Annotated in this window: 23 protein-coding genes; 12 read left to right on the top strand and 11 right to left on the bottom strand. The window is 60.3% G+C overall.

Annotation, left to right across the window (positions count from 1 at the left end; translation table 11 throughout):
- Positions 1 to 18: 18 nt before the first annotated feature.
- From PVW27_RS11460 to PVW27_RS11440, 5 genes are all read right to left on the bottom strand, one after another.
- Positions 19 to 402: a PaaI family thioesterase gene (locus PVW27_RS11460; protein ID WP_274557843.1), complete on the bottom strand. Its 384-nt coding sequence runs from the start codon at positions 400 to 402 to the stop codon at positions 19 to 21.
- A gap of 93 nt (positions 403 to 495) precedes the next feature.
- Entirely contained in the window at positions 496 to 1,221 is a 726-nt protein-coding gene (locus PVW27_RS11455; protein ID WP_047998034.1) for a helix-turn-helix domain-containing protein, read from the bottom strand.
- Positions 1,205 to 2,059: an SDR family oxidoreductase gene (locus PVW27_RS11450; RefSeq protein WP_274557842.1), complete on the bottom strand. Its 855-nt coding sequence runs from the start codon at positions 2,057 to 2,059 to the stop codon at positions 1,205 to 1,207. Before PVW27_RS11450 ends, PVW27_RS11455 begins: the two co-directional genes overlap by 17 nt.
- A complete protein-coding gene (locus tag PVW27_RS11445) occupies positions 2,056 to 3,993 on the bottom strand; it encodes an AMP-binding protein (protein WP_274557840.1) in 1,938 nt (645 codons plus the stop codon). Before PVW27_RS11445 ends, PVW27_RS11450 begins: the two co-directional genes overlap by 4 nt.
- 112 nt (positions 3,994 to 4,105) lie before the next feature.
- Positions 4,106 to 4,867, bottom strand: coding sequence for a glucose 1-dehydrogenase (locus PVW27_RS11440; RefSeq protein ID WP_073068781.1), 762 nt, complete (start codon positions 4,865 to 4,867; stop codon positions 4,106 to 4,108).
- Positions 4,868 to 4,970: 103 nt separating this feature from the next.
- On the opposite strand from PVW27_RS11440, the gene PVW27_RS11435 reads away from it, so the two are divergent.
- The gene (locus PVW27_RS11435) at positions 4,971 to 6,314 is read left to right on the top strand and encodes a TetR/AcrR family transcriptional regulator (protein ID WP_274557838.1); all 1,344 of its coding nucleotides are present in this window, start codon (positions 4,971 to 4,973) and stop codon (positions 6,312 to 6,314) included.
- An 18-nt stretch (positions 6,315 to 6,332) separates the two neighbouring features.
- Here PVW27_RS11435 and PVW27_RS11430 read toward each other — a convergent pair whose 3' ends face one another.
- The 6 genes from PVW27_RS11430 to PVW27_RS11405 are packed head-to-tail and all read right to left on the bottom strand — an operon-like array spanning position 6,333 to position 11,317.
- On the bottom strand, positions 6,333 to 6,737 hold the full coding sequence (locus PVW27_RS11430; RefSeq protein ID WP_255471308.1) for a PaaI family thioesterase: 405 nt from the start codon (positions 6,735 to 6,737) through the stop codon (positions 6,333 to 6,335).
- Positions 6,734 to 7,216: a PaaI family thioesterase gene (locus tag PVW27_RS11425; protein WP_274557832.1), complete on the bottom strand. Its 483-nt coding sequence runs from the start codon at positions 7,214 to 7,216 to the stop codon at positions 6,734 to 6,736. The genes PVW27_RS11430 and PVW27_RS11425 overlap by 4 nt, the downstream gene beginning before the upstream one ends.
- A gap of 11 nt (positions 7,217 to 7,227) precedes the next feature.
- Entirely contained in the window at positions 7,228 to 8,031 is an 804-nt protein-coding gene (locus tag PVW27_RS11420) for an enoyl-CoA hydratase-related protein (protein WP_274557830.1), read from the bottom strand.
- Positions 8,024 to 8,878, bottom strand: a complete 855-nt coding sequence (locus PVW27_RS11415) for an SDR family NAD(P)-dependent oxidoreductase (RefSeq protein WP_274557828.1) — start codon at positions 8,876 to 8,878, stop codon at positions 8,024 to 8,026. Before PVW27_RS11415 ends, PVW27_RS11420 begins: the two co-directional genes overlap by 8 nt.
- Before the next feature lie 11 nt (positions 8,879 to 8,889).
- The gene (locus PVW27_RS11410) at positions 8,890 to 10,089 is read right to left on the bottom strand and encodes an acyl-CoA dehydrogenase family protein (protein ID WP_274557826.1); all 1,200 of its coding nucleotides are present in this window, start codon (positions 10,087 to 10,089) and stop codon (positions 8,890 to 8,892) included.
- A gap of 13 nt (positions 10,090 to 10,102) precedes the next feature.
- The gene (locus PVW27_RS11405; RefSeq protein WP_274557824.1) at positions 10,103 to 11,317 is read right to left on the bottom strand and encodes an acyl-CoA dehydrogenase family protein; all 1,215 of its coding nucleotides are present in this window, start codon (positions 11,315 to 11,317) and stop codon (positions 10,103 to 10,105) included.
- Between the two features lie 112 nt (positions 11,318 to 11,429).
- Between PVW27_RS11405 and PVW27_RS11400 the strand changes: the two genes are divergently transcribed.
- The 11 genes from PVW27_RS11400 to PVW27_RS11350 all read left to right on the top strand — a co-directional run bounded on the left by PVW27_RS11400 (position 11,430) and on the right by PVW27_RS11350 (position 24,312).
- Positions 11,430 to 13,235, top strand: coding sequence for an acyclic terpene utilization AtuA family protein (locus tag PVW27_RS11400; RefSeq protein ID WP_274557822.1), 1,806 nt, complete (start codon positions 11,430 to 11,432; stop codon positions 13,233 to 13,235).
- Positions 13,235 to 14,026: an ABC transporter ATP-binding protein gene (locus PVW27_RS11395; protein WP_274557998.1), complete on the top strand. Its 792-nt coding sequence runs from the start codon at positions 13,235 to 13,237 to the stop codon at positions 14,024 to 14,026. Before PVW27_RS11400 ends, PVW27_RS11395 begins: the two co-directional genes overlap by 1 nt.
- Positions 14,023 to 14,817: an ABC transporter ATP-binding protein gene (locus PVW27_RS11390; RefSeq protein ID WP_274557821.1), complete on the top strand. Its 795-nt coding sequence runs from the start codon at positions 14,023 to 14,025 to the stop codon at positions 14,815 to 14,817. Before PVW27_RS11395 ends, PVW27_RS11390 begins: the two co-directional genes overlap by 4 nt.
- Positions 14,807 to 16,657, top strand: a complete 1,851-nt coding sequence (locus PVW27_RS11385; RefSeq protein WP_274557819.1) for an AMP-dependent synthetase/ligase — start codon at positions 14,807 to 14,809, stop codon at positions 16,655 to 16,657. The genes PVW27_RS11390 and PVW27_RS11385 overlap by 11 nt, the downstream gene beginning before the upstream one ends.
- A gap of 12 nt (positions 16,658 to 16,669) precedes the next feature.
- Positions 16,670 to 17,542 carry a branched-chain amino acid ABC transporter permease gene (locus PVW27_RS11380; RefSeq protein ID WP_274557817.1) on the top strand — a complete coding sequence of 291 codons (873 nt, stop codon included), beginning with the start codon at positions 16,670 to 16,672 and terminating at the stop codon, positions 17,540 to 17,542.
- Positions 17,543 to 17,545: 3 nt separating this feature from the next.
- On the top strand, positions 17,546 to 18,583 hold the full coding sequence (locus PVW27_RS11375; protein ID WP_274557815.1) for a branched-chain amino acid ABC transporter permease: 1,038 nt from the start codon (positions 17,546 to 17,548) through the stop codon (positions 18,581 to 18,583).
- An 18-nt stretch (positions 18,584 to 18,601) separates the two neighbouring features.
- Positions 18,602 to 19,819 carry an ABC transporter substrate-binding protein gene (locus tag PVW27_RS11370; protein WP_338019952.1) on the top strand — a complete coding sequence of 406 codons (1,218 nt, stop codon included), beginning with the start codon at positions 18,602 to 18,604 and terminating at the stop codon, positions 19,817 to 19,819.
- 76 nt (positions 19,820 to 19,895) lie between these two features.
- Entirely contained in the window at positions 19,896 to 21,368 is a 1,473-nt protein-coding gene (locus PVW27_RS11365) for an acetyl-CoA carboxylase biotin carboxylase subunit (RefSeq protein ID WP_274557814.1), read from the top strand.
- Positions 21,368 to 21,877 (top strand): biotin/lipoyl-containing protein, encoded by a 510-nt coding sequence (locus PVW27_RS11360; protein ID WP_274557813.1) that lies wholly within the window; start codon positions 21,368 to 21,370, stop codon positions 21,875 to 21,877. Before PVW27_RS11365 ends, PVW27_RS11360 begins: the two co-directional genes overlap by 1 nt.
- Positions 21,877 to 23,472, top strand: a complete 1,596-nt coding sequence (locus PVW27_RS11355; RefSeq protein WP_274557812.1) for an acyl-CoA carboxylase subunit beta — start codon at positions 21,877 to 21,879, stop codon at positions 23,470 to 23,472. Before PVW27_RS11360 ends, PVW27_RS11355 begins: the two co-directional genes overlap by 1 nt.
- A 54-nt stretch (positions 23,473 to 23,526) precedes the next feature.
- Entirely contained in the window at positions 23,527 to 24,312 is a 786-nt protein-coding gene (locus PVW27_RS11350; protein WP_274557810.1) for an enoyl-CoA hydratase-related protein, read from the top strand.
- The last annotated feature ends 32 nt before the right edge of the window (positions 24,313 to 24,344 follow it).

Here is a 24,344-nt window from a genome sequence, read left to right as displayed (position 1 = left end):
GGTGCCCGGCCCCGGTCGTCACCCCGCCACGCCCGTCCGCCCCACCAGCGCCATCAGCGTCGCGGTCATCGTCGCGACCAGCTTTTCCTGTCCTCCCTTGGTGGCATAGGCGCGTGCCTCGCAGATGGTCAGGTTCCTTCCCGGTTTCACCACGTCGGCAACGAAGCGAAACCGTTCGCCGTCCGCCGGGTTGAGCAGGTTGATCTTGAATTCCACCGTCAACACCGCGGCATCGGCGGGCATCAGCGAAAAACCGGCATAGCCGCACGCACTGTCGAGCGCGGTCGAAACGACTCCGGCATGCAGAAACCCATGCTGTTGGGTGAAATCAGCACTGTGGGCCATCTCTAGGACGATATGTCCGGGGGTAAGATCGGCAATCCTGATCCCAAGCGTGCGCATCACATTCTGTCGATTGAAACTGTCGCGTACGCGTGCGTCATAGGCAGGATTTTTCGGTTCGAATGGCGTCATGGCGTGCTGCCCTCCTGAATTTCATTCATTGATGACCAAGATTAGCCGATCCTTGAGGCGCGCATCTTGTAGCGAACGGCCAAAACCGCACTGTGCCGCCTGTAAGCGAAGTGCGCGGGGTGGTTTTCCTGCAAAGGCACGGCAGGCGGCGGACATATGAGGTTGATCGTAATATCCGGCATCCAGCGCCAGATCTGTCAGGGACACGGTCTGCGTCGCGAGTTGTCCAAGCAACCTCCGAAAGCGCCGTGAGGCAGCGAGTCGCCGTCGTGACACGCTGGTTTCCTCTCGGACCTTACGTCGTTCCGTGCGGGCACTGCACAGCCCGGGTGACGCGGCAAAACGCAGACACTTTGCAAGTTCGTCGAGCATAGTGACCAACAACGGCAGCGCCTCGTCGCTCTGCTGAACGCGCGCCAGAGCTGAAGCCAACGGTTTCAGTTCCTCGGCCTCGGGCAAACGCTCCGGTCTTGACGACAGCCGTAGCCCGGCCACGACACCATGGAATGGCATTAGGCGGGGCGTGAAACCCGGGCGCGGTGGTGCCATCGATCCGCGCGCCCCGCCGCTGTCGTCGCACGTTATCGAAAGGGTAAAGAGGTCGGTCGCGAACCGCCCGCTTCCACGTCCGCTCAGTACACCCATATCGCGGAACACAAAAAGATGGTTGATCTGGGACGCTGCGTTCAGGGGCGGCGCCATTTCAAGATAAAGCGGCGCCGCCGCCAGGTCACTGGACGAACGCATCCCGGTTCTCAGCGATGAAATCGGTAAATCGACGGGCCGGGCGGCCCGACACGTCGCTGACCGTTGTCTCGATGCCGGCAAGGTAGCCCTTGGGCGCTATGGAGGCCAGTTCGACCATGGCTCCGGCGACCTCATCCTGCATCCCGCCAGCCACCATGGCCGCTTTCGCATCCTCGGCCGACAGGGGGGCACAGGTGACATTTCGCCCTGTCACTTCGGACAAAAGGGCTGCGATGTCATCACCGGTTAGCGCTTCGGGGCCGGTCACCCCAAGACCCTTGCCCTCAAATCCCGGGGCGGTCAGTGTCTCGGCGGCGACATCCGCGATGTCGCGGGCGTCGATCCAGGCTACAGGGCCGCCCAGATCATCGTGGTACACCCCGTTCTTGGCAATGTTGCTGGCCTGCCAGAGCAGGTTCTGCATGAAATAGGTCGGCTGGACGAACGTCCAGTCAAGCCCGCTCTGCTTCAGCAGCTCCTGGGTTTCGGAGTGCCACTTTCCAAAGGTCAGACCCGCCTTGGGCGACGCGCCCAGCCCGGTGGCCAGAACGACATGGCGCACGCCCGCGGCCTTGGCGGCCTCGATCACGTTCGCCTTCCACTGGCGCATGTCCAGATGGGCAGGCGTGACCAGGTATATCTTTTCTGCTCCGTTACAGGCCCGCGCCAGCGCGGCGGGATCGGTGAAACTCGCGACGACGGCCTCGCATCCCTTGGCCTTCAGAGCGTCCAGACTTGCGGGGTTGCTGGTGACAGCGCGCACGGTCGCGCCCTTGGCCAGAAGCGTGTCGACAAGGGGGGCGCCGGTGGTGCCGGTGGCTCCGAAAACGGTGATCATGTCTTATCCTTTCGCAGGTCTGCAATGGGCTGGATTGTTTTCGGGTTGCTGATCGACGACAGATCGCCCGGATTCTCGCCAAGGAAGGCCGCGCGCACGATCCGGCGCATCGTCTTCATGGTGCGGGTCTTGGGCAATGCCTCGACGAAATGGATCTCGCGCGGGCGGAAGGGTTTCGACACGACCTCGCCCACCCGGTCCTTGAGCCGTTCGACAAGCGTCGCATTGGGCGACACCCCCGGCGCCGCGACGCAAATACAGACCACGGCCACCCCCTTGATATCGTCGGGCGCGGCGATGGCGGCGGCGTCCACCACCTCGCCGGTCCCGGTCAGCGCCGCCTCGATCTCGGGCGGGCCGATGCGTTTACCGGCGATGTTCAGCGTGTCGTCCGAGCGGCCGAGGATATACCAGGTGCCGTCAGGGTCGCGGCGCACCCAGTCGCCGTGCCGCCAGATGCCGGGATAGGTGGACCAGTAGGTTTCGAGATACCGCTCGCGGTCGCCCCAGATCGCCGGGGTCAGCCCCAGAGGCGGCTGGGTCACGACCAGTTCGCCCACCTCGCCCGGCGCGGCCTCGTGGCCATCCTCGCGCAGTACGCGCGCGCCCACACCCAGGGCCTGGGCCGAAAAACCGCCCTGCTTGATTTCGTGCAGCACAGTTGAGGTCAGGATCGCGCCGAACAGTTCGGTTCCACCGGAAATGTTCAGCGGCACAGCGCGGCGTCGGCAAATATGGTCGAGTTGCCAGAGCCAGGCCTCTTCCGTCCAGGGCTCGCCGGTCGAGGCGACGATGCGCAGGCGTGCCAAGTCATAGGCCAAAAGTGGCTCGGGGCTTTGCGTCATGAATTGCCGCACCAGCGTGGGGGCAACGCCGATGTGGGTCACCTGCATCTCGGACGCAATGCGCAACAGCCTGAAGGGATCGCCAGGGATAGAGGGCGCGCCCTCGGCCAGCACCAGCGTGGCGCCGGACAGCAGCACCGATAGCAGGGTGAGCGGCCCCATCACCCAGCCCATGTCGGTCATCCACAGGTGGCGGTCATCGCGTTTCATGTCGAGGCACAGCAGGATATCCGCCGTTGCCTTGGCCTGCACCCCGAGATGGGTATGCACAACGCCCTTGGGCCGGCCTGTCGTGCCCGAGGTATAGGCGATGAGGAAAGGGTCCTCGGCCTTGACGGCAACCGCTGCGAAATCCGGGTCGGCGGCGCCCAAAGCTTCGGTCCAGTCGAGATCGCGGGCCGGATCGGCCACCGCGCCGCCGAACCGCCGCAGGCTGAACACGGTATGAACGGAAGGCACCTCGGTCAGGGCTTCGGCCAGCACCGCCTCCATCCAGACCGGCTTGCCGCGTCTGGGTGAGGCATCCGCCGTCAGCACCGCCACGGCACCCGCATCCTTCAGGCGCGATATGATCGCATGCGGCGCAAAGCCGGAAAACAGCGGCACCGCGACCGCGCCCAGCCGGGCAATACCTAGCAGCGCAGCCTCGATTTCGGGGATCATCGGCATGTAGATGCCCACCGCCTGACCAGGCTGCACCCCGCGCGCGTCAAGGGCCGAGGCGACGCGGGCGACTTCGGCGGAAAGTTCGGAATAGGTCCATTGGCGGCGGCTTCCGTCTTCGCCGACCCAGTCAATCGCAGTCTTTTCGCCAAGACCTTCGTGAATTCGTGCGTCGAGACAGGTTTCCGTCAGATTTAGAGTGGCTCCGACAGCCCATCTGATCGATTCAGGCCCATCGGAAATATCCCGCAGCACCGTGTGCGGCTTGCCGAACCGTATACCGGCATGGTCAATGATCCGGCCCCAGAACCAATCCGGCTCCTCAGTGGCGCGGCGGACAAGATCCTCGTAACTGTCAATGCCGCAGTCTTTCAGAAAAGCGGTCAGCGTGCTTAATCGCTGAATGTCAGAGTCTGGCTGAAACATCCGCCACCTTTCTACAAGGAAAAAGGGCCGCACATTTGGCGCGGCCAGTCGGGGAGGTAACCCTGGACACGGCGTGACGGCAATACCTTGTGACAGGCACTCCCGCCCACGGTCAACCGTGCATCGACAAGCCGCCGGAAACCGAGATCACCTGGCCGGTAATGAAACCGGCGTCGTCGGACGACAGGAAGCAGATGATGCCAGGATAATCCGTCGGCTGCGCCAGACGCTTCATCGGAATCGCCCGCTTGAGACCCTCGGCGATCTTTTGACCGGCCTCGCCCTCGGCAACCTGAGCAAACAGCGGCGTATCGGTCGGGCCGGGGGCGACAGCGTTCAACTGAATGCCCTTGCGCGCCAGTTCCCGCGCCACGGTTTTGGTGAACGAGATGATGCCGCCCTTGCAAGCCGAATAAACGGCTTCGCCCGAAGACCCGACACGGCCGGCGTCGGAGGCGATGTTGACCACGCGGCCCCCGCCGTTATTGACCATGCCGGGCAACACCGCGTGGTGCATGTTCAGCGGACCATAAAGGTTGATGTCGATGACCTTTTTCCACAGATCCGCATCGCTGTCGAGGAACGGTTTTATCACATCCCAGCCGGCGTTGTTCACCAGCACGTCGATCGGACCACCAGCCTCGAACGCGGCCACAGCCTTGTCCACCTCAGCCCGGTCGGTGATGTCCACCTTGTAAGCTTGGGCTTTTCCTCCGCCGCTCTGGATCAGACGGGCCGTTTCCTGCGCGCCGCCTTCATTCATATCGAAGATCGCAACCTCGGCACCTTCTTCGCCGAAACGTTCGCACACCGCGCGCCCGATTCCGCTGCCGCCACCCGTCACGATGACACGTTTTCCATTTAATCCTCGCATATGGATGTCCTCCTCTGCCGCTAACACCTTCGCAAAGAACTTGATTCGAGGCGTCCTTTCGTACATTCTAACGCCTGTTAGATTTATTGCAATGGACATCCTTATGGGCGACAAGTATCGATCGCTGATGATGCGAGGACTCGATGTGGTCGATAAAATCGAAGATGACCTGAGCAAGTCCGAAAGGACGCGGGGGGACGTCCTCGCTACGGCTGCCCGACTTTTTCGGCACGATGGCTTTTACGCGACGACGATGCGCGACATCGCCCATGGATCAGGGATAGAAGCCGGAAGCATCTACTATCATTTCCAATCCAAGGACCAGATTTTGAGCGAGGTTCTCGAACTTGGTGTGCGGCAGCTTTACGAGAAGGTCTGCGAAATCGTCCGCGCGACGAAGCAGCGCCCCGAAGAATTTCGCAAGACCTTCGCTTTGCTTATCGAAACCCACCTGACCTATCTTCTGACCGACAGCGACTTCACTTCCGCCAATATCCGGAACTATCCGATGCTGTCGGATGAAGCGCGCGCACCACACCGTGAGTTGCGTGCCTCCTATGCCGGGGTATGGAGCAGCTTTCTGCAGGATGCCAAAGACTATGGCACCTTGAGAAACGACATTTCCGTTACGGCGATCCGGCAGTTCATATTGAGCGCCATGAACTGGACCGTCGAATGGTATAAAGTGGATCAGTATCCGGTTCATATCCTCGCAGAACGTATGAGCAAACTGATACTTGACGGTATGTGTCCCAGTCACCGGGCTAACGTAGACGGCCAGAAGGCGGGCGACGTAGCCGCTTCTGTTGAAGAGCAAGACACCATCGGCAAGGCCGCAAAAACCCGCGCCGAAATCCTGAGGGCCGCGGCGCGCGTTCTTAGAGACAAAGGGTACAAGGCGACCACGCTAAGACAGATCGCGGATGAAGCGGATATGAAGGCGGGCAGCGTCTATTACCATTTCAAATCCAAAGACGCGATAGTGGACGAGGTTCTGAACGCCGGCTTGAGCGATTTGCTATCTGGGGTCACCGCAGCAGTCCAAGAATTTCATGCGCCAATCGACCATCATGCTAGGATCGCAACTGCGATTTGTACGCATTTACATTTTCTCTTCAAGGCAAGCGAATTCACGTCTGCGAACATCAGAAGCTATGGGATGCTGCCCAATCATTTAAGGAAGAGACACAGGGGTATTCGTCATGAGTATGGGCATCTCTGGGACAGGGTTCTTCGCGAAGCGCAAGAGGCCGATGCCATAAGATCTGACGTCAAGATTGTCCCTCTGCGCCAGGTGATGTTGGGCGCCTTGAACTGGACGGTGGAATGGTTTGATCCCAACAAGGAGGGAAGCTCGGGGTATCTTTCATTGTCTGAGTTCTCTGGCATGCTCATCACGCTGCTTCTTGAAGGGATCTGCGACAGGGAGAACGTCGCGCGAGCCTGATGAGCGCAGCCATTGCGATCAAACCAGAAGGAAGTGGTACAGCCCTTCCGCAACCGTCTTTTCCCGGTCCGTCTGCCATGTGGTCACGCTGACGCTCGCCATCCGCTTGCCCTTGCGGGTAACATTAGCACGGGCATAAAGCGATCCCTTCACGCCAGGTCGGAGGTAATCGACGGTCAGATTGATCGGCTTTGCCGGAACGTCCGCGAAATCGGGATGAACTGCGATAGCGGCGGTCGCTTCCATGAAGCTCGCGATGATCCCGCCATGGTAGTAGTCCATGACTGGGTTTCCGATGTGGCGTTCTACAAAGGTCATCTCGGTTTCGGCGTGGCAGCTGTCCACGCTCTGAACCTCAAAGTTGAGAAAACGGAAGAACGGCACGCGGGATACATTTGCATTGACGGCTTGCAAGTTGATCACGATGGATCTCCTTTTTCCAACGCGTCAAACAGGCTGGAGTCTCCACGGGTCAATGCGAATGATGCGACTCCACGTGCAATTTCCGCATTCTCATGGCCATCAAACCAGATACTGCCCGAATCGAAGGCAATATGGCGGGTTTTTCGAAAACAATGCGCGCGAACGATAACGTCCGCGCGCGATCGAGCGGGCCGCAGGTAATCAACCCTGAGGTCAAGCGTTGCCATCGTGCTGACACCCTCGATGGCCACAAAGTTCGCAAGACCGAACACACTGTCTAGAAGAGCGGTCAGGATACCACCATGAAGTAGTGTTTGTTCCCTATCCACGCAGAACTCGGGGTTGAACGGCATTCGAACTTGCACGCCTTGGGTCGAAACCTCCTCAATCTCGAGCGCCATATGGGTAATCAAACCCTTGCCGCGCTCATTCCACATCTGGGCGATCTGCTCGATTTTTTTCTGAGCTATATCGGACATGCGATCTTCCTTTAGCGACCCGTGAAGCTCGGTTTTCTCTTTTCGATATAGGCAGCAACCGCCTCGTGGTGGTCTTCAGTCTGATGCATGAGCGCCTGATAGGCCGCCGCGGAATTCAGGAAATCTGGTAGATCCATCCGTTCGGCATTGCGCATCAGACGCTTTGCGATCCGCACCGCGCGCGGCGGCTTCGATGCGATGACGGCGGCGCGTTCGCGGGCGCGGTCCATCAACTGGTCATGCGGCACGACCTCCAGCACCATTCCCATTTCCAGGGCCTCGGCGGCATCGATCATGCGGCCCGAGAAGGTCAGATCGGCAGCTTTCTGATGGCCCAGACGGCGCAGCATGAACCAGCTGCCCGCATCGCCCGGGATGATTCCGAGGTTCAAAAAGACTTCGCCGAACCGCGCCTTGTCCGAGGCGACGCGCATATCGCACATCATCGTCAGGTCGCATCCCGCGCCGACCGCCGCGCCGTTGACCGCTGCTATGGTCGGAACGTCGAGGTTGTACAGCGCCAAAGGCAACCGCTGCACCCCATCGACATAGCTCTGCGCTGCCGCAAGCGGTTCCTTGCGAAAGATACTGTCGGGGTCATTCATTTCCTTGATGTCGCCGCCGGCGCAAAAGGCCGGATCCGCGCCGGTCAGGATCATGACGCTAACTTGCGGGTCCGCCTGAACTTTCGCGAATATCTCAAGAAGGGACGCGATCATCTCGTTACCGGTGATCGGATTACGACGTTCTGGATCGTTCAACGTAACCGTGGCGATCCTATCGGAGATATTCAGAAGGACGGGAGGGCTACTCATTTCTTCCATCTCCTCGTTCGCGTTTCTCGAACATATCAGGGTTTATCATGTCACGGGCATCGTGACCCATGTGCAAGGTTTCCCCGCCGTCTACATAGATGTCTTCGCCGGTCATGAAATTCCCCAATCTGGATGCGAGGAAAATGATCGTCCCGGCGATGTCCTCCGCCGCGCCCATCCGGTTCAGGACCGAGCGGTTAAGCTCCTTCCAGCGTTCCGGCGGAATAGGATAGCGGCCAAGCGCCTCTGTCTTGATCGTTCCCGGCGCGACGCAGTTCAGCCGGATCCCGTATTCGCCCCATTCGGCGGCCAACGTTTTCATCATGCCCGTCACGCCCGCGCGGGCGGCGACGGTATGGGTGAAACCGGTGAGCGCGGTGCGCGCTGAAATGGCGGTGACAAAGACGATGGAGCCGCCGTTCTCGTACATGAAATGATCGGCCACGGCGCGTGTCATCTGCCACGATCCGATCAGGTTGTTGCGGATCACGGCCTCGAAGCCCTTGTTGGTGATGTCGCGCGCGGCAGCTATATACTGGCCGCCCGCGTTGTTCACCAGAACATCAAGCCGCCCGTAATGGTCCTTGATGCGCTCCATCGCTATTTCGATACTATTCGCGTCACGGGTGTCGCCGGGCACGACAAGGGCCTCGCCACCCGCCGCGCGGATCATCTCGGCGGTCTCCTGCAGCGGCTCTTCGCGGCGCGCGAACAGTGCCAGCCTGGCCCCGCAGGAAGCCATTTCCAGGGCCGTGGCCCGGCCCATCCCCGAGCCGGATCCGGTGACCAAAGCCACCTGGCCCGCCATGAGATCCGGCGCGTAACGCCGTGCTTCTTCTTCGCTCATGTTCTGCCCCCTCAGTTTTTCAGCAGTTCGCCGGCGATGATCAGCTTGCGCACCTCCTGGGTGCCCGCGCCGACCTCCAGCACACGTCCGGTGCGGTAGAGGCGGTTCACTTCGGTATCACGCATGTAGCCCGAACCCCCGTGGATCTGCACCGCCTTGTCCAGCACGAAGGACGTCGCCGCGGCGGTCTTGAAGATCGCCGCAGCGGTCAGCTTGTGGATCTCGCCGCGTCCGCCTTCGCCCTCTTCCAGCCCCTCGCACATGGCGGCCGTCTTCAGCGACAGGCTGCGCGCCGCCTCGATCTGGGTATACATGTCGGCCAGCATCGCCTGCACCATCTGGAAACTGGCGATCGGCTTGCCGAACTGCTGCCGCGTCTTGGCGTAATCGATGGAAATATCCAGCGCCCGCTGCGCAATCCCCAGGGCATTGAAGCAGACGATGGCGCGCTCCAGGTCCAGCCCCGACATTGTCACCGCAACGCCGCCGTCCAGCTTGCCAACCATGTTCTTCGCAGGCACCCGGCAATCCTCGAACACCAGCTCGCCAGTGGGCGAGCCGCGAAAACCCATCTTGTTGAGCTTCTGCGCCACCTTGAAGCCGGGCGTGTCGGTTTCGACGATGAAGGCGGAAATGCCCTTGGCGCCCTTTTCGGGCGAGGTCTTGGCATAGACCAGCACCAAGTCGGCAATCGGCCCGTTGGTGATGTATATCTTGGTGCCGTTCAGGATATAGTCATCGCCATCCTTCTTCGCCGTGGTCCTCATCGAGCCGAGCGCGTCCGACCCGGCGCCCGGTTCGGTCAGGCCAAGCGCGCCCACCAGGGTGCCGTTGCACAGGCCGGGCAGATACTTGCGGCGCAGATCGTCATTGGCGTTTCGGTAGATGTTGTTGACGCACAGGTTGTCATGCGCGACATGGGTCAACCCGATGGCCGCCGAGGCGCGCGACAGCTGTTCGGTGATGATGCAGGCCGAGGTGAAGTCGAGCCCCGCGCCGCCGAATTCCGGCGGTACGTTGAGACCGAGATAGCCCATCTCGCCCAGCTTGAGAAAGACCGAAGGCGGCAGGTCGTCGGTGTCGTCCATCTCCGCGTTCAGGTGGTGGAACTCGGAAAAGAAGAACTTTCCGGCCTGATCGGCCAATGCCTGCTGTTCGTCTGTCATGAAATGTGTCGGAAGATTGATGTCGTTGCGCAGTTGCTTATTCATGGTCTCGTCCCCCTCAGGCGCGCAAAAGTTCTTCGGCGATGATGATCTTGCGCACTTCGCTGGTGCCCGCGCCGATCTCCAGCAGCTTGTTGGCGCGGAACAGCCGGTTGATCTCGGTGTCCTGCATGTAGCCCGAGCCGCCGTGGATGTGGCAGGCTTCGGTGACGGCCTTGTTGAAGGCCTCTCCCGCGTAAAGGCAGGCGGCCGCGGTCAGCTTGTGGATCTCACCGCGACCCCCTGCACCCTTCGGCAAGCCGACACAGGCCGCCAAGGCCCGATAACTGAAGGCCCGAGCGGTTTCGACCTCGGTGTAGATCTCTGCCAGTTTCGACTGCATCATCTGGAAACTGGCGATCGGCTTGCCGAACTGTTCGCGCATCTTCGCGTATTCCAGACCCAGTTCAAGCGCGCGTTCGGCCATGCCGACGCAGACCGAAGCGACCATCGCTCGTTCTAGATCAAGCCCGCTCATCACCACTGCAACGCCGGAGTTTTCGACCCCCAGCATGGCCGAGGCCGGAACGCGACAGTCCTCGAATACCAGCTCGCCTGTAGGCGAGCCGCGAAAGCCCATCTTGTCCAGTTTCTGCGCCACTTTGAAGCCGGGATTGTCGGTTTCGATGATGAAGGCGGAAATGCCCTTGGCGCCTTTGGATTTGTCGGTCTTGGCATAGAGCAGGATCACATCGGCAATCGGCCCGTTGGTGATGTAGATCTTCGAGCCGTTGATGACATAGTCGTCGCCATCACGGCGAGCGGTGGTGGCCATGGAGCCAAGCGCATCGGATCCCGCGCCGGGCTCGGTCAGCCCCAGCCCCCCGACCAGGTCGCCCGAACACAACCCCGGCACATATTTTTTCACCTGCGCTTCGGAGCCGTTGCGCAGCAGGTTGTTCAGACACAGGTTGTCATGCGCGCCATGCGACAGGCCGACGGCGGGGTTCCACTTCGAAATCACCTCCGACACCAGCGCCTGGGTAAACTCGTTCTGGCCCGATCCGCCCAAAGCCTCCGGGGCCGTAATCCCCAGAAGACCAAGTTCGCCCATCTGCTTGAAAAGATTGTCAGGCCACCAATCTTCTTGGTCCATGCGTGCCTGTAGCGGGTGAAGAACCTCGCGGGACACCCGCGCCACGTGATCGACGATCTGGCGCTGCTCATCGGTCAGCGAATAATTTGCCCTGATGGCCGCCAGATCAGCCGCGATAGCCTCACTCTGAGTTGTCATTTCTTCATCCTCCCAAAATCCTCCCAAAAATAGTTATCTGCAGTGTTGACCAAAATCAAACATATGTTAGAAAATATTTCAAGGCCGCTGATCAAGTGGGAGGAAAACGCACATGTCGGATCGAAAACTGCGCATCGGGTGCGCATCGGGATTCTGGGGCGATACGCCTGAAGCGATCGGTCAACTGGTCTCCAAAGGCGAGATCGACTATCTGGTGTTCGACTATCTGGCCGAAGTGACGATGTCGCTGATGGCGCGAGCCCGCGCCAAGTCGCCCGATGCGGGTTATGCGCCGGATTTCGTCACGGCGCTGGCACCCTGGTTGCCGGAAATCAAGGCCAAGGGGATCAAGGTCGTTGCCAATGCCGGGGGTGTGAACCCACGTGGCTGCCGCGATGCGCTGGCTAAAGTCGCCGCCGAGGCCGGGATAGATGTGTCCATCGGTGTGGTGCTGGGCGATGATTTGTCGGCGCGGGCCGACGATATCCGCGCCGGTGGTCAGACGGAGATGTTCTCGGGCGTCGCGTTTCCCGACGATATCTGGAGCATGAACGCCTATCTGGGCGCCCGCCCCATCGCGGCGGCGCTGGATGCCGGGGCCGACATCGTGATCACCGGGCGCTGCGCCGACAGCGCGGTGGCGCTTGGGCCCCTGATGCATGAATTCGGCTGGGGCGACGATGATTGGGACAAGCTCAGCCAGGGATCGTTGGCGGGCCATTTGATCGAGTGCGGCCCCCAGGGGACCGGCGGCAATTTCACGGACTGGCAGGACGTTTCGGGCTGGGACGACATGGGGATGCCCATCGTCGAGGTCTCCGAGGACGGCAGTTTTGTCATGACCAAAACACCAAACACGGGCGGGCTGGTCGTGCCCGGGTCGGTCGGAGAGCAGATGCTCTATGAAATCGGCGATCCGCGCGCTTACCTGCTGCCCGACGTGATCTGCGACTGGTCGCAGGTCACGCTGGACCAGGTCGGGACGGATCGGGTGTTGGTCAAAGGCGGCAAGGGTCTCGGGCGTACCGGCAGTTACAAGGTCTCGGCGACCCATGCCGATGGCTGGCGCGCTGTCTCCACCCTGACACTAGCCGCGATTGACGCACCCGCCAAGGCCGAACGCGTGGCCGAGGCGATCCTGACCCGCTGCCGCCGGATTTTCCGCGACCGCAATCTGGGCGATTTCCGGCAGGTCAGCGTCGAAGTGCTGGGCGCAGAGGCCGCCTATGGCGCGAACGCCCGCGCACAGACGCGCGAAGTTGTGCTCAAGATCGGCGCGATCCATGACGACCGCGCCGCGCTCAACATCTTCGCTGGCGAGATCGCACCGATGGCTATCTCGACCGCGCAGGGGCTGACCGGGTTCTTTGCCGGGCGGCCCAAGGTGCAGCCGGTGGTGCGGCTGTTCTCGTTCCTGCAGGACAAGGCCGACACCCCCGTCGCAGTCGAGGTCGACGGCAGGGATGTGCCCGTCACCGTGGCCGCCAACCCAGTCTACCTTGATCCGCCGGCCGCACCGCCCGCAGAGAGCCGCAAGCCCGGTCCGGACGCGGTCAAGGTGCGCCTCGTCGATCTGGCCTGGGGACGGTCGGGCGACAAAGGGGATATCGCCAATATCGGTATCCTGGCGCGCAAGCCAGACTACCTGCCTTTTATCCGGTCGGCTCTCAGTGAGGCGGTGGTAAATAACTATTTCGCCCATGTCTGCGAAGGCAAGGTCGAGCGGTTCGACCTGCCGGGAAGCCACTCGCTGAATTTCCTGCTGCATGAATCGCTTGGCGGGGGCGGCATCGCCTCGGTCCGCATCGATCCGCAAGGCAAGGGGTTTGCCCAGATGCTGCTGGATATCGAAATCCCCGTGCCGGCTGACTTGGCCGCGCGCGACGGGCTGAACGCGGTCGGGGAAGTCGCCGCGTGATGTTGAATGTCAATAACGTCCAGATCGTCTACGACAACGTGATCGAAGCGGTGCGCGATGCGTCACTCTCGGTCGAGCAGGGCAAGATCGTCACTTTGCTGGGGTCGAACGGGGCGGGGAAATCGACGATTCTCAAGGGGATATCCGGTGTGCTCTACCCTGAGGAGGGCGAGATCATCGGCGGCACAATCACCTTCGAAGGTGAAGACCTCGTTGGCCGCAAACCCGACGAAATCGTGCGCCGCGGCGTTGTCACGGTTCCTGAGGGGCGGCAGTTGTTCGAGCCGTTGACAGTCGAGGAAAATCTGATGATGGGTGGGATCACCCGCAGCCGTCCGGCGGCGGCGGAGGCGCTGGATTACGTCTTCAGCATCTTTCCACGCGTGAAAGAAAAACGCGGCACGATTGCGGGCTATCTGTCGGGCGGCGAACAGCAGATGGTGGCGATCGGTCGCGCCCTCATGTCCCGACCGCGCCTGCTGATGCTGGACGAACCCAGCCTCGGGCTGGCACCTCAGATCATCACCGAGATATTCGCCGCCGTGACCGAACTGGTGAAACAAGGCAACGTTTCGGTGTTGTTGGTGGAGCAGAATGCCGAGCTGGCACTATCGATCGCAAGCTACGGTTATATCATCGAAAACGGCCGTGTGGTGATGGATGGCACCCCGGCGAAGCTTATGGAGAACGAGGATGTCAAGGAATTCTACCTAGGGTTCTCCGAATCCGGCCACAGACGCAACATGCGCGATGTAAAACACTACAAGAGGCGCAAGAGGTGGCTGTCATGACGGTGCTGTTGCAGGTTGATGATCTGATTAAGAAATTCGGTGGCGTGACGGCGGTCAACAATGTGAGCTTTCCGGTCCTCAAGGGCGAGATTTTCAGCCTGATCGGCCCCAACGGAGCCGGCAAGACCACGATGTTCAACATGATCAGCCGGGTTCTTCCGGTGACATCGGGCACAATCACCCTGGATGGCAAGGACATTACACGCGAAGCACCCCACAAGATTGCGGCGCTTGGCATGGGGCGCACGTTCCAGAACCTGGCGGTCTTCAAACATGCCAGCGTTGTCGATAATCTGCTGGTCGGACGCCACAGCCACATGACGACCAGCGTTCTGGGCGGATTGTTCTTCGGCCCGTCCACGCGGGCGGCGGAACGGGCGCACCGCAAGCGGGTCGAGGAGATCATAGACTTCCTGGAAATCCAGCATGTGCGGGACGTTCCCGTGGGCGCTCTGGCCTACGGATTGCAGAAGCGGGTCGAACTAGGTCGCGCTCTGGCAACCGAACCCAAGCTCTTGCTACTCGACGAGATGGTTTCGGGTATGAACGCGGAGGAGACCGAAGACATCGCGCGCTTCATTCTCGATCTCAAGGAGGAACTCGAGATCACGGTCATGATGATCGAACATGATATGGGCATCGTCACGGACATTTCCGACCACATCGTCGTGATGAACTTCGGCGAGCGGATCGCTTACGGCACGCCGGAGGAGATCCGAGCCAATCAGCATGTGATCGAGGCTTATCTGGGGCACAAGCCAGCGGAACGGGCGGGGGTGAATGATGGATGATCTGAAACTGGCGCTCAAAAACGGCAGTACCACCATGCCGCAACTGTTGATGCACTGGGCCGATACCATCCCCGGCGACCTCGCAATGCGGGAAAAGAATCTCGGGATCTGGAACCGAATCACATGGGGAGAGTATTTCGCTAAGGTACGTGGCTTTGCCCTTGGCCTTCACGCCATGGGCTTCGGGCGCGGCGACCGTCTGGCCATCGCCAGCGAAGACACGCCTGAATGGCTTTATTCCGACGTCGCAACGCAGGCGCTTGGCGGCATGACCGTCGGGGTCTATCCAACCAATCCTTGGCCCGAGATCGACTATATTCTGAGACATTCCAAAAGCAGCATCATTGTCTGCGGCGATCAGGAACAGGTAGATAAGGTTCTGGATGCCGAAGCGAGTAATGGTGCCTTTCCCGATCTGAAACTTATCGTTTGCGTCGATATGAAGGGGATGCGCGGCTATAACCGGACGCGCCTGAAGTCATTTGACGAAGTGGTGCAGGAAGGGTTGGGTCACGCAGCAGGCCAGCCCGTGGATACCGATTTCTTCCGCGATTGCGTAGAGGCCACCAGACCCGACGATCCGGCGATTGTGGTTTATACTTCGGGCACCACAGGTCCGCCGAAAGGTGCGCTGTTGTCACATCGCAACCTGCTTGTGGCATCTTATCCTTTGATCGACCAGTTCAATCTGACGCGCGAGCAGTATTCCGTGGTTTGTTATCTGCCGCTTTGTCATGTGGCAGAACGGATATTCTCTGCCGTTCTCAGCCTGATGGTCGGGGGCGAGGTGAATTTCGCCGAGTCCATCGATACGGTGCAGACCAACCTGCGGGAAGTCGCGCCAAAGGTGTTCCTAGGCGTGCCGCGGATCTGGGAGAAGCTGCAATACAGCGCGGCGATCCGGATTCAGGATGCGCGCCCAATGGCCCAGCGGATCTATCGCTGGGGGCTTGATCTGGGACAGGCGCATTTCCGCAAGACCGAGGCCGGCGGGAAACTGACCCCTGTCGAGCGGGTCAAGTATTTTGCAGCCACGATTCTAGTCTTCAACCCGCTGAAACGGTTCATGGGTATCGACAAGGTGCATTCCGGTTTCGTCGGTGGCGCATCCATTTCGCCCGAGGTCGTCCGGTTCTTCCGGGTTATCGGCGTGCCGCTCTATCAGGTTTACGGCATGACCGAATCGTCTGGCCTTGCGTTCTTTCAGAATGCCGACAAGACTAGGGTCGGGGCTGCGGGTGTTGCTGCGCCGGGCCTTGAATACCGGATAGCCGAGGATGGCGAACTCTTGATCAGACACCCCAGTGTCTTTCTGGGCTACCTCGACAATGAAAAGGCAACGAACGAAACCGTCATTGATGGCTGGCTTCACACCGGCGATGTGATCGAACAACTGGACAACGGCGAAATCGCCATCGTTGACCGGAAAAAGTCCATCATCATCACATCGGGCGGCAAGAACATTACACCGTCTGAAATCGAAAACGCCTTGAAGGATTCGATTTATATCTCCGAGGCGATCGTGGTCGGCGAGGGGCGGAACTTTCTCGGGGCGCTGTTGCAGATCGACTATGACACCGTCGGAAAGTGGGCTCAGGCCCAAGGCCTTGCCTATACCACGTTCAGCCATCTTTCCAGGATGGAACCGGTCAGGGAGCTCATCTCGAAGGAGGTGCAACGGGTGAATGATGCTTTTGCACGGGTCGAGAACATCCGCAAGTTCGTCCTGCTGAAAAAGGAGCTGGACCATGACGACGGAGAAATGACCGCCACGCAGAAAGTGCGGCGCAATATCATCGAGACGAAATTTGCAGCCGAGATGGCGGAAATCTACGGATAAGGGGGGACGAAATTGGACTATTTCATATTGCTCAGCGTTTCGGGCATCGCCATGGGCGTGATCTACGGCCTCATCGGGATGGGCTATGCACTGATCTTCAAGGCCACCAGTGTGGTCAACTTTGCCCAGGGCGAGGTCATGATGCTGATTTCATACATGGCCTTTTCAATCGCGAACTCATGGACCTTGCCGTTCTGGGGGTTGCTGGTGGTCTGCGTCGCGCTTTCGGCCGCGGTCGGCCTAGTGATCGAGCGGATCTTTATCCGCCCTATGCTGGGACAGGACGTGTTTTCAACCGTAATGGTCACCATCGGGCTGGCGGTGATGATACGTGCGGTGGTGGTCATGATTTGGGGGGCCGACCCCATGGTTCTGCCCACCGACATTGGTGACAGTGGCGTCGAGCTTGGCCTGGTTTTCCTTTATACTTCGCAGCTCTATGCCATTGGTCTGCTGGCGCTTTGTGTGATGGGCATGTGGGCTTTCCTGCGGTTTTCGCGCATGGGCGTTGCCATGCGGGCCACGGCGGCGCGTGAAACCACGGCGCTGCTGATGGGGATCAACGTGACGCGGGTCTATGCGCTGGCCTGGGCCATTGCGGCGGTCATCGCCGGGTTGGCCGGGGTTTTGCTGGGCACGATCTATGGCCTGGGGCCAGATATGTGGACGCAGGGCCTGCGTGCCTTTCCGGCAGTTATTCTCGGCGGTCTGGATTCCGTGTTCGGTGCGGCGATTTCAGGCATTCTCATCGGCCTCCTGGAAAACCTGTCCGAAGGCTATATTGGACAGGGGCTGAAAGAGATTTCCGGTTTCCTGGTCATTCTGGTGGTTCTGATGATCCGTCCCTACGGATTGTTTGGGACGCCTGAAATCGAAAGGGTCTGAGCCATGCGCACGGGAGTTATTCAGGAAAGCTATGGCGAACTGATATCGCTGTTCCGCAATCCAACGCAGACCTATTGGACATGGGCGCTCGCGATCATTTCGCTGGCCGCACCACTGGTGCTGACCGGTCATGTGACGTCGCTGGTCAACGGGATGATGATTGCGGCCGTCGGGGTAATCGGTCTGAATCTTCTGACCGGAACCACAGGTCTGATTTCCTTTGGCCACGCCGGGTTTCTGGCTGTCGGCGGCTATACTGCGGCTATCCTCTCGGCTGATTACGGCATGCCTTTATGGCTGTGTCTGCCGGCCGGAGGGCTGATGGCGGCGGCGTTCGGGCTGTTGGTCGGGATACCCTCGTTGCGACTAAAGGGGCTGTACCTTGCGATCACGACGCTGGCCTTCACCATCATCATAACTCACATAATCCTGAGCGCCGAAAGCATCACGCACGGCTCTGCCGGCATATCGACGCCCAGGCCCGCGATCTTCGGGCTGGAACTGGCGACAGACAAATCGTTCTACTATCTGATTCTGGCGATCTTGACCCTGGCCGTTCTGGGATCCGCCAACATCAAACGCAGTCGCATCGGCCGCGCCTTTCTGGCGATCCGCGAACAGGATATCGCCGCCCGTGCGATGGGTATCCCGGTGGCACGTTACAAGCTTTATGCCTTTGTCGTCAGCTCGTTTTATGCGGGCGTGGCGGGCGCGCTGATGGCCTATCATATCCGTTTTGTAAACGTCGACAGCTTTAGCCTGATCCTCTCGATCGAGGCTGTTTCCATGATCATCGTTGGCGGTCTCGGATCCACTGCCGGGGCTGTCATCGGTGTGGTCTTCGTGCTGGGGCTGGCCGAGGTCTTGAACTATGTGATCAGTTTGACGGGCGGGTCGCTGGGATCACTGTCGGCGTTGGAATTGAAAGGGTTCATTTACGGTCTGACCATCGTGCTTTTCCTGCGGTTCGAGCCGGACGGGTTGATGGGGATCTATCGCGAATACAAGAACCGATGGATCAACTGGCCATTCAGATACTGATACGGACGGTCCAGAAGGATGGGCCATAAAAAGGGAGAAGAAACAATGAACTGGCTTTTGAGAGGGACGCTGCCCGCCGCTCTTCTGGCGATTGGAACCGCCGGTGCAATGGCGGAACCCGGCATTACCGACGACAAGATCATTCTGGGCGCCGTGGACCCATTGACCGGCCCGCCCAGCCTTCTGGGCAAGGCGCATTCACTTGCGCTGAAAGTCTGGCAAGAAGATGTGAACGCCCGTGGCGGCATCAACGGCCGCAAGGTGGAGATTGTGTTCGAAGATGACGGATACGTTCCGGCGCGCGCGCTTCAGGCGCTGAAGAAGATGGTTGAGGTCGATGATATCTTCGGGCTAATCGGCACCTCGGGCAGTTCGCAACTGGCAGCCATGATGCCCCTGATCAACGAACTCGGCATCCCGACACTCAACAACATGGCGGTGAATTCGCACCATTTCGATCCGCCGTTGAATCCGCTGTTCGTGGTCGGACCGACCTATTGCCAGGAAATTGGCGCTGGGATGACGTATCTCGTCGAAGAACTCGGCTTGAAAGACGAAAAATACGCGATCGCCTTTCAGGACGACGAGTTCGGCGATGATGTGCGCTGTGGCTATCTCGCGGGCATCGAAAAATACGGTCTGAACAACGTGTTGGAGATTAAATTCAAGCGCGGCCAAAAGGATTTCTCGGCCGAAATGCTGCGGGCACGCGCCGCAGGCGTAAACGTGCTGGTTTCCGGCGGCGTCGTGGCCGAACACTCGACCCTGATGAAGGAAGCCGCCAAGAACCGGATGGATATCACGTTCCTCGGCGCCCATTCCGCTCATCTGACCCCGGTTCAGGCGTTGGCCGAAAGTGCAGGCGACGGTTACTATGCGGCGGATTATGTGCCCCCGCTGACCGCACTTGAGGTTCCTGGTGTGGCGAAATTCATGGGACTGGCCAACACATACCTCAGCGACGCCGAACGGGATTCGCTGAACCGGTACTCGCTGGCGGGCTATGCCGGGGCCCTGATTTTCGAGCACGCTATGGCCGAGTGCGGCACTGACCTGACCCGGGCCTGCGTCATTGACAAACTGGAAGGTCTGGACGGGTTCGAAACCGGTGGCCTGCTGGGGCCGGTCACTTATGGCAAAGGCAATCGTCACGCGCCCACCGCAGTGACCGTTGTGCAATCCAACGCCAAGGACAAATCGTTCTCGATCGTGTCCGAGCGGATGGAAGTCGAATGACCGGCTGACATTTCCTTGAAAACCCTCTCCCTGCGAGCACGCGGGGAGAGACTCAAAATAAGGACGACAGCCGGAAATGAGCATCAATAAACTCCTTGTCGCCAATCGTGGCGAAATCGCCGCCCGCGTGGTGCGCACAGCCCGTGCCATCGGTATTAGGACTGCGGTGCTCCGGCATGCCGCAGAGATCGAAGCCCCGGCCCATCTTATTGCCGACGAGGTCGTGATGATCGAGGGGGTGACCCCGGTCGCTGCTTATCTCGATATTCCGCAGATCGTTGCGGCCGCAAAAAAGATCGGGGCTGATGCGGTGCATCCCGGCTACGGCTTTCTGTCGGAGAATGCCGGTTTCGTCGCGGCGCTGGAAGAGGCCGGTGTGACATTTGTCGGCCCGACCTCCGAGGTCATCGACCTAATGGGCGACAAGGTCCGCGCGCGCGCCTTTGTGGAAAAGCGCGGCTTTCCCGTCGCCCCCTCGGCGATCGAGGATGACGACCCCACGACATTCGTCGAACGCGCCCGCACCCTGGGCTATCCGCTTCTCATCAAACCCTCGGCGGGCGGCGGCGGTAAGGGGATGCGCATCGTGCGCGAGGACAGCACGTTGAAAACCGAGATCGAAACCGCCCGCCGCGAAGGCCAGCGGTACTTCGGCGACGGTCGTCTGTTCGTCGAACGCTATATCGAGCGCCCGCGCCATATCGAGGTGCAGGTGATGGGCGACGGACAGGGCAACGTGGTGCATTTCTGGGAGCGGGAATGCTCGATCCAGCGCCGGTTCCAGAAGATCATCGAGGAAACGCCCTCGCCCGCGCTCTCGCCCGAGCAACGTCTGGAAATCTGCGAAACCGCCGCCGGAATTGCGCGCGCCGTCAACTATCGGGGTGCCGGAACCGTCGAGTTCATCTATGCGCAGGACGGGGCCTTCTACTTTCTCGAAATGAACACCCGCCTCCAGGTCGAACATCCGGTGACCGAGATGGTGACGGGCTTCGATCTGGTCGCCGAACAGTTGCGCATCGCGGCGGGCGAGGGGCTGAGCGCGGCGCAGCCGGATATTCGGCAGACCGGCCATTCGATCGAGCTGCGCATCTGTGCCGAGGACGCGACGGCCGATTTCCGGCCCGCGATTGGGGATATCCTGCTGCTGGACGAACCCCAAGGCGAGGGCGTCCGGGTAGACAGCGGCATTCTGGACGGCGGCAAGGTCACGACCGATTTCGACCCGATGCTGTCCAAACTGATCGTGCATGGGGCAGATCGCGCACAGGCCATCGCCCGTGCGCGGAACGCCGTGCAGAATTACGTCATCCTCGGGGTGACGACCAACACCGGCTATCTGGACGCGATCCTCGCACATCCCGATTTTGCGTCGGGCGATGTTTCAACCGGGTTTCTAGCCGAGGAATCGCAGGCTTTGAAGCAGGATCGCGACGCTGTCAGCACCGACATTCTGGCGGCCGCCACCGTGCTTTCGGATGCGCGCCTGGTGAAAGCGGTGGAAAGCGTGCCGGAAATCTACCGGATGATGGGGAACTGGAGAAACTGATGCGCCGCATTCTAGAGATCAACGAGGTGGACATCCCGGTCTGGCTGGCCGCAACAGCTCGGACCCATGTCCTGCATATGGATGAGCGCGAAATTCCTTGCGCTCTTGAAGAAACGGCTGGGAGGGGTGCCTATACGCTCGTGCTGGGCGGCACCCGCATCCCGATGCGCATCGCCGTTGGCGAAGAGGCAACATTCATCCACGTCAATGGCCGTGCCTATGAAATTGGCCGGATCGATCCGGCCGAATCCCTCGGCAACGTCGGAAGCGGTGCGTCGCAGGACCAGATGATCGCGCCGATGCCCGGTGTAGTGGTGTCGATCTCCGTGGCACCCGGTGACGCGGTGGCGGAAGGTCAGCCGCTGCTGGTGATCGAAAGCATGAAGCTGGAAACCACGATCACGGCCCCGCGCGACGGCATCGTTGCTGAGGTGCCGTTCGCGACGGGGGTCAGTTTCGGCGGCAAGGAGGTCTTGCTGCGTCTGGAACCGCGGGAGGAGACGGTCTAATGAGACGGATGGAAACCCATATCCGCCCGGATTCGGCGGAGTTCAAAATGGCCGCAGCCCGAATGCAGGAGGTCGTGAAGCGGTTTCACGAAATGCAGGACAAGGCGCGTCATGACCGTCCCCAGCGCGATCTCGCCCGGTTGAAGCGGCAGAACAAGCTTCTGGTGCGCCAGCGGCTGGATCTGCTTCTGGACCCCGGCACGCCATTCCTGGAATTTTCCAGCCTGGCCGCGAACGATCTTTATGACGGCCAGGCACCGGGTGCCAACATCATCACCGGGGTCGGCGTGATTTCCGGGCGCGAGGTGGTCATCCACGCCGACGACAGCACCAACAAGGGCGGTGCCTGGTATCCGATGTCGGTACCAAAAATCGTGCGCGCACTGGAATTCGCGTTGGAAAACGAACTGCCCGTCGTGCATCTCTGCGACAGCGCGGGCGGCTATCTCGAAGAAATGTCGGGCGTTTTCGCCCCCGGCGGGCGGGTGTTCCGCAATCAGTGCATCCTGTCAAAAAAAGGCATCCCGCAGGTTGCCATCGTTTGCGGGCATTGCACGGCGGGCGGTGCCTATGTGCCGGCGCTGTGCGAACATACCATCATCGTGCGCGACACTGGCGCGATCTTCCTTGGTGGGCCGCCGCTGGTAAAGGCCGCCACCGGCGAAGAAGTCTCTGTCAACGACCTGGGCGGCGCCGACATGCATACCTCGATTTCGGGTACCGGTGACTATCCGGTCGATTCCGAAGAGGCCGGTATCATCCTGGCGCGCGAGATCGTCGGTACGTTCCCGCGCAAACCTCGCGCCTTCAATTGGGACACCCCCGAACAACCCTACTATGATCCGAGGGAAATCTACGGGATCGTTCCGACGGATTACCGTGTCCGTTTCGACATGCGCGAGGTCATCGCCCGCATTGTCGATGGCTCGCGGTTTCACGAATACCAGCCGAATTACGGCATCACCCTGGTGACCGGCTATGCGCGCATCTGGGGCTGCAAGGTCGGGATTCTGGGCAATAACGGCGTGCTGTTCAACGACAGTTCCCTGAAGGCGGCGCATTTCATCCAGCTCTGCAACCAGACCGGGACACCGCTGATCTTTCTTCAGAATACCACCGGTTACATGATCGGCCGCGAATACGAAGAACGCGGCATCACCAAGGACGGGGCCAAGATGCTGATGGCGCAAGCCGGGTCAGAGGTGCCTAAGCTGACGGTGCTGACATCGGGTGCCTTTGGTGCCGGATATTACGGCATGTGCGGGAGGGCATGGGATCCGCGGCTTATTATGTCGTGGCCAAATGCGCAGATGGGGGTGATGGGGCCGGAACAGGCCGCGCGCACGCTTGGCGATGTCAAGCTGGCACAGATGCGCCGCGCCGATCCCGACCTCGACGGGGGTTCGGTGCAGGAACTGCGCGACCGGGTGCGCGCTAAGGCGGAAAACGAAACCTCGGCCTATTGGTTCACGTCGCGGCTTTATGACGATGGAATCATCGACCCGCTGGATACGCGCAACATGCTCGGGATCGCGTTGACCTGCGCAGCCGGTGTGGCCCCCAACGCGCCGCACTACGGTGTCTTCAGGACGTAAGGGATTCGGCAAGAGAGCGACGCCTGCGAAAGGAAGCTAAGAGTGGAGAAAAATATGCCTGACAAGAACGTCTTGCTGGAAGTCAGCAACGGTGTTGCGAGAATAACCATCGATAATGCGGAAAAACGCAATCCGCTGAACGTGGCAACCGTGACGGAACTGATCGCGGCATTCGAGGAGGCTCAGGCGAATGACGACGTGCTTGTCATCGTGCTGACCGGCGCCGGGGACCGCGCGTTCTGCGCGGGGGGAGACCTCAAGGCAGGCAAGGATGGCGGACCGTTTACCGGCGACATCTCGCAGCCGGGACATTTCGTCGTCCGCCTGTTTACCCTGATGGAAAATTGTAACAAGCCGATCATCGGCCGGATCAATGGTCACGCCATGGGCGGCGGGGCCGGGCTTGTCTGCGCCTGCGACATCGCCATCATGGCCAGCACTGCCAGGATCGCCACCCCAGAGGTCAAGATCGGTCTGTTCCCGATGATGATCATGCCGCAGATGATGCGGGTGATCCCGCGTCGCCGTCTGCTGGAAATGTATATCACAGGCGAACCATGGAGCGCAGAGCAGGCGCTGGAATACGGTATCGTCAACTATGTGACGGAACCGGAAGCGCTCGATACCAAGGTGGATGAACTGACCAGCCAGATCATCGCCCGGTCTCCCTCGGCGGTCCGTTTGGGAAAGTATTCCTATCATGCAATGCAGGACATGACGATCGAGCAACAGTTCCGCTTTGCCGAAACCATGTTGCCCCGCATCGCCACAACCGAGGACGCGCGCGAGGGTTTCTCGGCCTTTCTGGAGAAACGCAAGCCAAATTGGACAGGCAAGTAGATAGAAGGAGCACAATGACCGGCCGTCGGGAC

This window comes from Seohaeicola sp. 4SK31, assembly GCF_028802875.1.
GTDB lineage: Bacteria > Pseudomonadota > Alphaproteobacteria > Rhodobacterales > Rhodobacteraceae > Seohaeicola.
The sequence above is the reverse complement of the archived record's forward strand: the minus strand, read 5'-3'. Positions and strand labels throughout refer to the sequence as shown.

What these genes read in the sequence shown, in the direction of transcription:
- PVW27_RS11460 (WP_274557843.1), bottom strand. Translation starts at nt 402, where the DNA reads ATGCGCACGCTTGGGATCAGGATTGCCGATCTTACCCCCGGACATATC.
- PVW27_RS11455 (WP_047998034.1), bottom strand. Translation starts at nt 1,221, where the DNA reads ATGCGTTCGTCCAGTGACCTGGCGGCGGCGCCGCTTTATCTTGAAATG.
- PVW27_RS11450 (WP_274557842.1), bottom strand. Translation starts at nt 2,059, where the DNA reads ATGATCACCGTTTTCGGAGCCACCGGCACCACCGGCGCCCCCCTTGTC.
- PVW27_RS11445 (WP_274557840.1), bottom strand. Translation starts at nt 3,993, where the DNA reads ATGTTTCAGCCAGACTCTGACATTCAGCGATTAAGCACGCTGACCGCT.
- PVW27_RS11440 (WP_073068781.1), bottom strand. Translation starts at nt 4,867, where the DNA reads ATGCGAGGATTAAATGGAAAACGTGTCATCGTGACGGGTGGCGGCAGC.
- PVW27_RS11435 (WP_274557838.1), top strand. Translation starts at nt 4,971, where the DNA reads ATGGGCGACAAGTATCGATCGCTGATGATGCGAGGACTCGATGTGGTC.
- PVW27_RS11425 (WP_274557832.1), bottom strand. Translation starts at nt 7,216, where the DNA reads ATGTCCGATATAGCTCAGAAAAAAATCGAGCAGATCGCCCAGATGTGG.
- PVW27_RS11420 (WP_274557830.1), bottom strand. Translation starts at nt 8,031, where the DNA reads ATGAGTAGCCCTCCCGTCCTTCTGAATATCTCCGATAGGATCGCCACG.
- PVW27_RS11415 (WP_274557828.1), bottom strand. Translation starts at nt 8,878, where the DNA reads ATGAGCGAAGAAGAAGCACGGCGTTACGCGCCGGATCTCATGGCGGGC.
- PVW27_RS11410 (WP_274557826.1), bottom strand. Translation starts at nt 10,089, where the DNA reads ATGAATAAGCAACTGCGCAACGACATCAATCTTCCGACACATTTCATG.
- PVW27_RS11405 (WP_274557824.1), bottom strand. Translation starts at nt 11,317, where the DNA reads ATGACAACTCAGAGTGAGGCTATCGCGGCTGATCTGGCGGCCATCAGG.
- PVW27_RS11400 (WP_274557822.1), top strand. Translation starts at nt 11,430, where the DNA reads ATGTCGGATCGAAAACTGCGCATCGGGTGCGCATCGGGATTCTGGGGC.
- PVW27_RS11395 (WP_274557998.1), top strand. Translation starts at nt 13,235, where the DNA reads ATGTTGAATGTCAATAACGTCCAGATCGTCTACGACAACGTGATCGAA.
- PVW27_RS11390 (WP_274557821.1), top strand. Translation starts at nt 14,023, where the DNA reads ATGACGGTGCTGTTGCAGGTTGATGATCTGATTAAGAAATTCGGTGGC.
- PVW27_RS11385 (WP_274557819.1), top strand. Translation starts at nt 14,807, where the DNA reads ATGATGGATGATCTGAAACTGGCGCTCAAAAACGGCAGTACCACCATG.
- PVW27_RS11375 (WP_274557815.1), top strand. Translation starts at nt 17,546, where the DNA reads ATGCGCACGGGAGTTATTCAGGAAAGCTATGGCGAACTGATATCGCTG.
- PVW27_RS11370 (WP_338019952.1), top strand. Translation starts at nt 18,602, where the DNA reads ATGGGCCATAAAAAGGGAGAAGAAACAATGAACTGGCTTTTGAGAGGG.
- PVW27_RS11365 (WP_274557814.1), top strand. Translation starts at nt 19,896, where the DNA reads ATGAGCATCAATAAACTCCTTGTCGCCAATCGTGGCGAAATCGCCGCC.
- PVW27_RS11360 (WP_274557813.1), top strand. Translation starts at nt 21,368, where the DNA reads ATGCGCCGCATTCTAGAGATCAACGAGGTGGACATCCCGGTCTGGCTG.
- PVW27_RS11355 (WP_274557812.1), top strand. Translation starts at nt 21,877, where the DNA reads ATGAGACGGATGGAAACCCATATCCGCCCGGATTCGGCGGAGTTCAAA.
- PVW27_RS11350 (WP_274557810.1), top strand. Translation starts at nt 23,527, where the DNA reads ATGCCTGACAAGAACGTCTTGCTGGAAGTCAGCAACGGTGTTGCGAGA.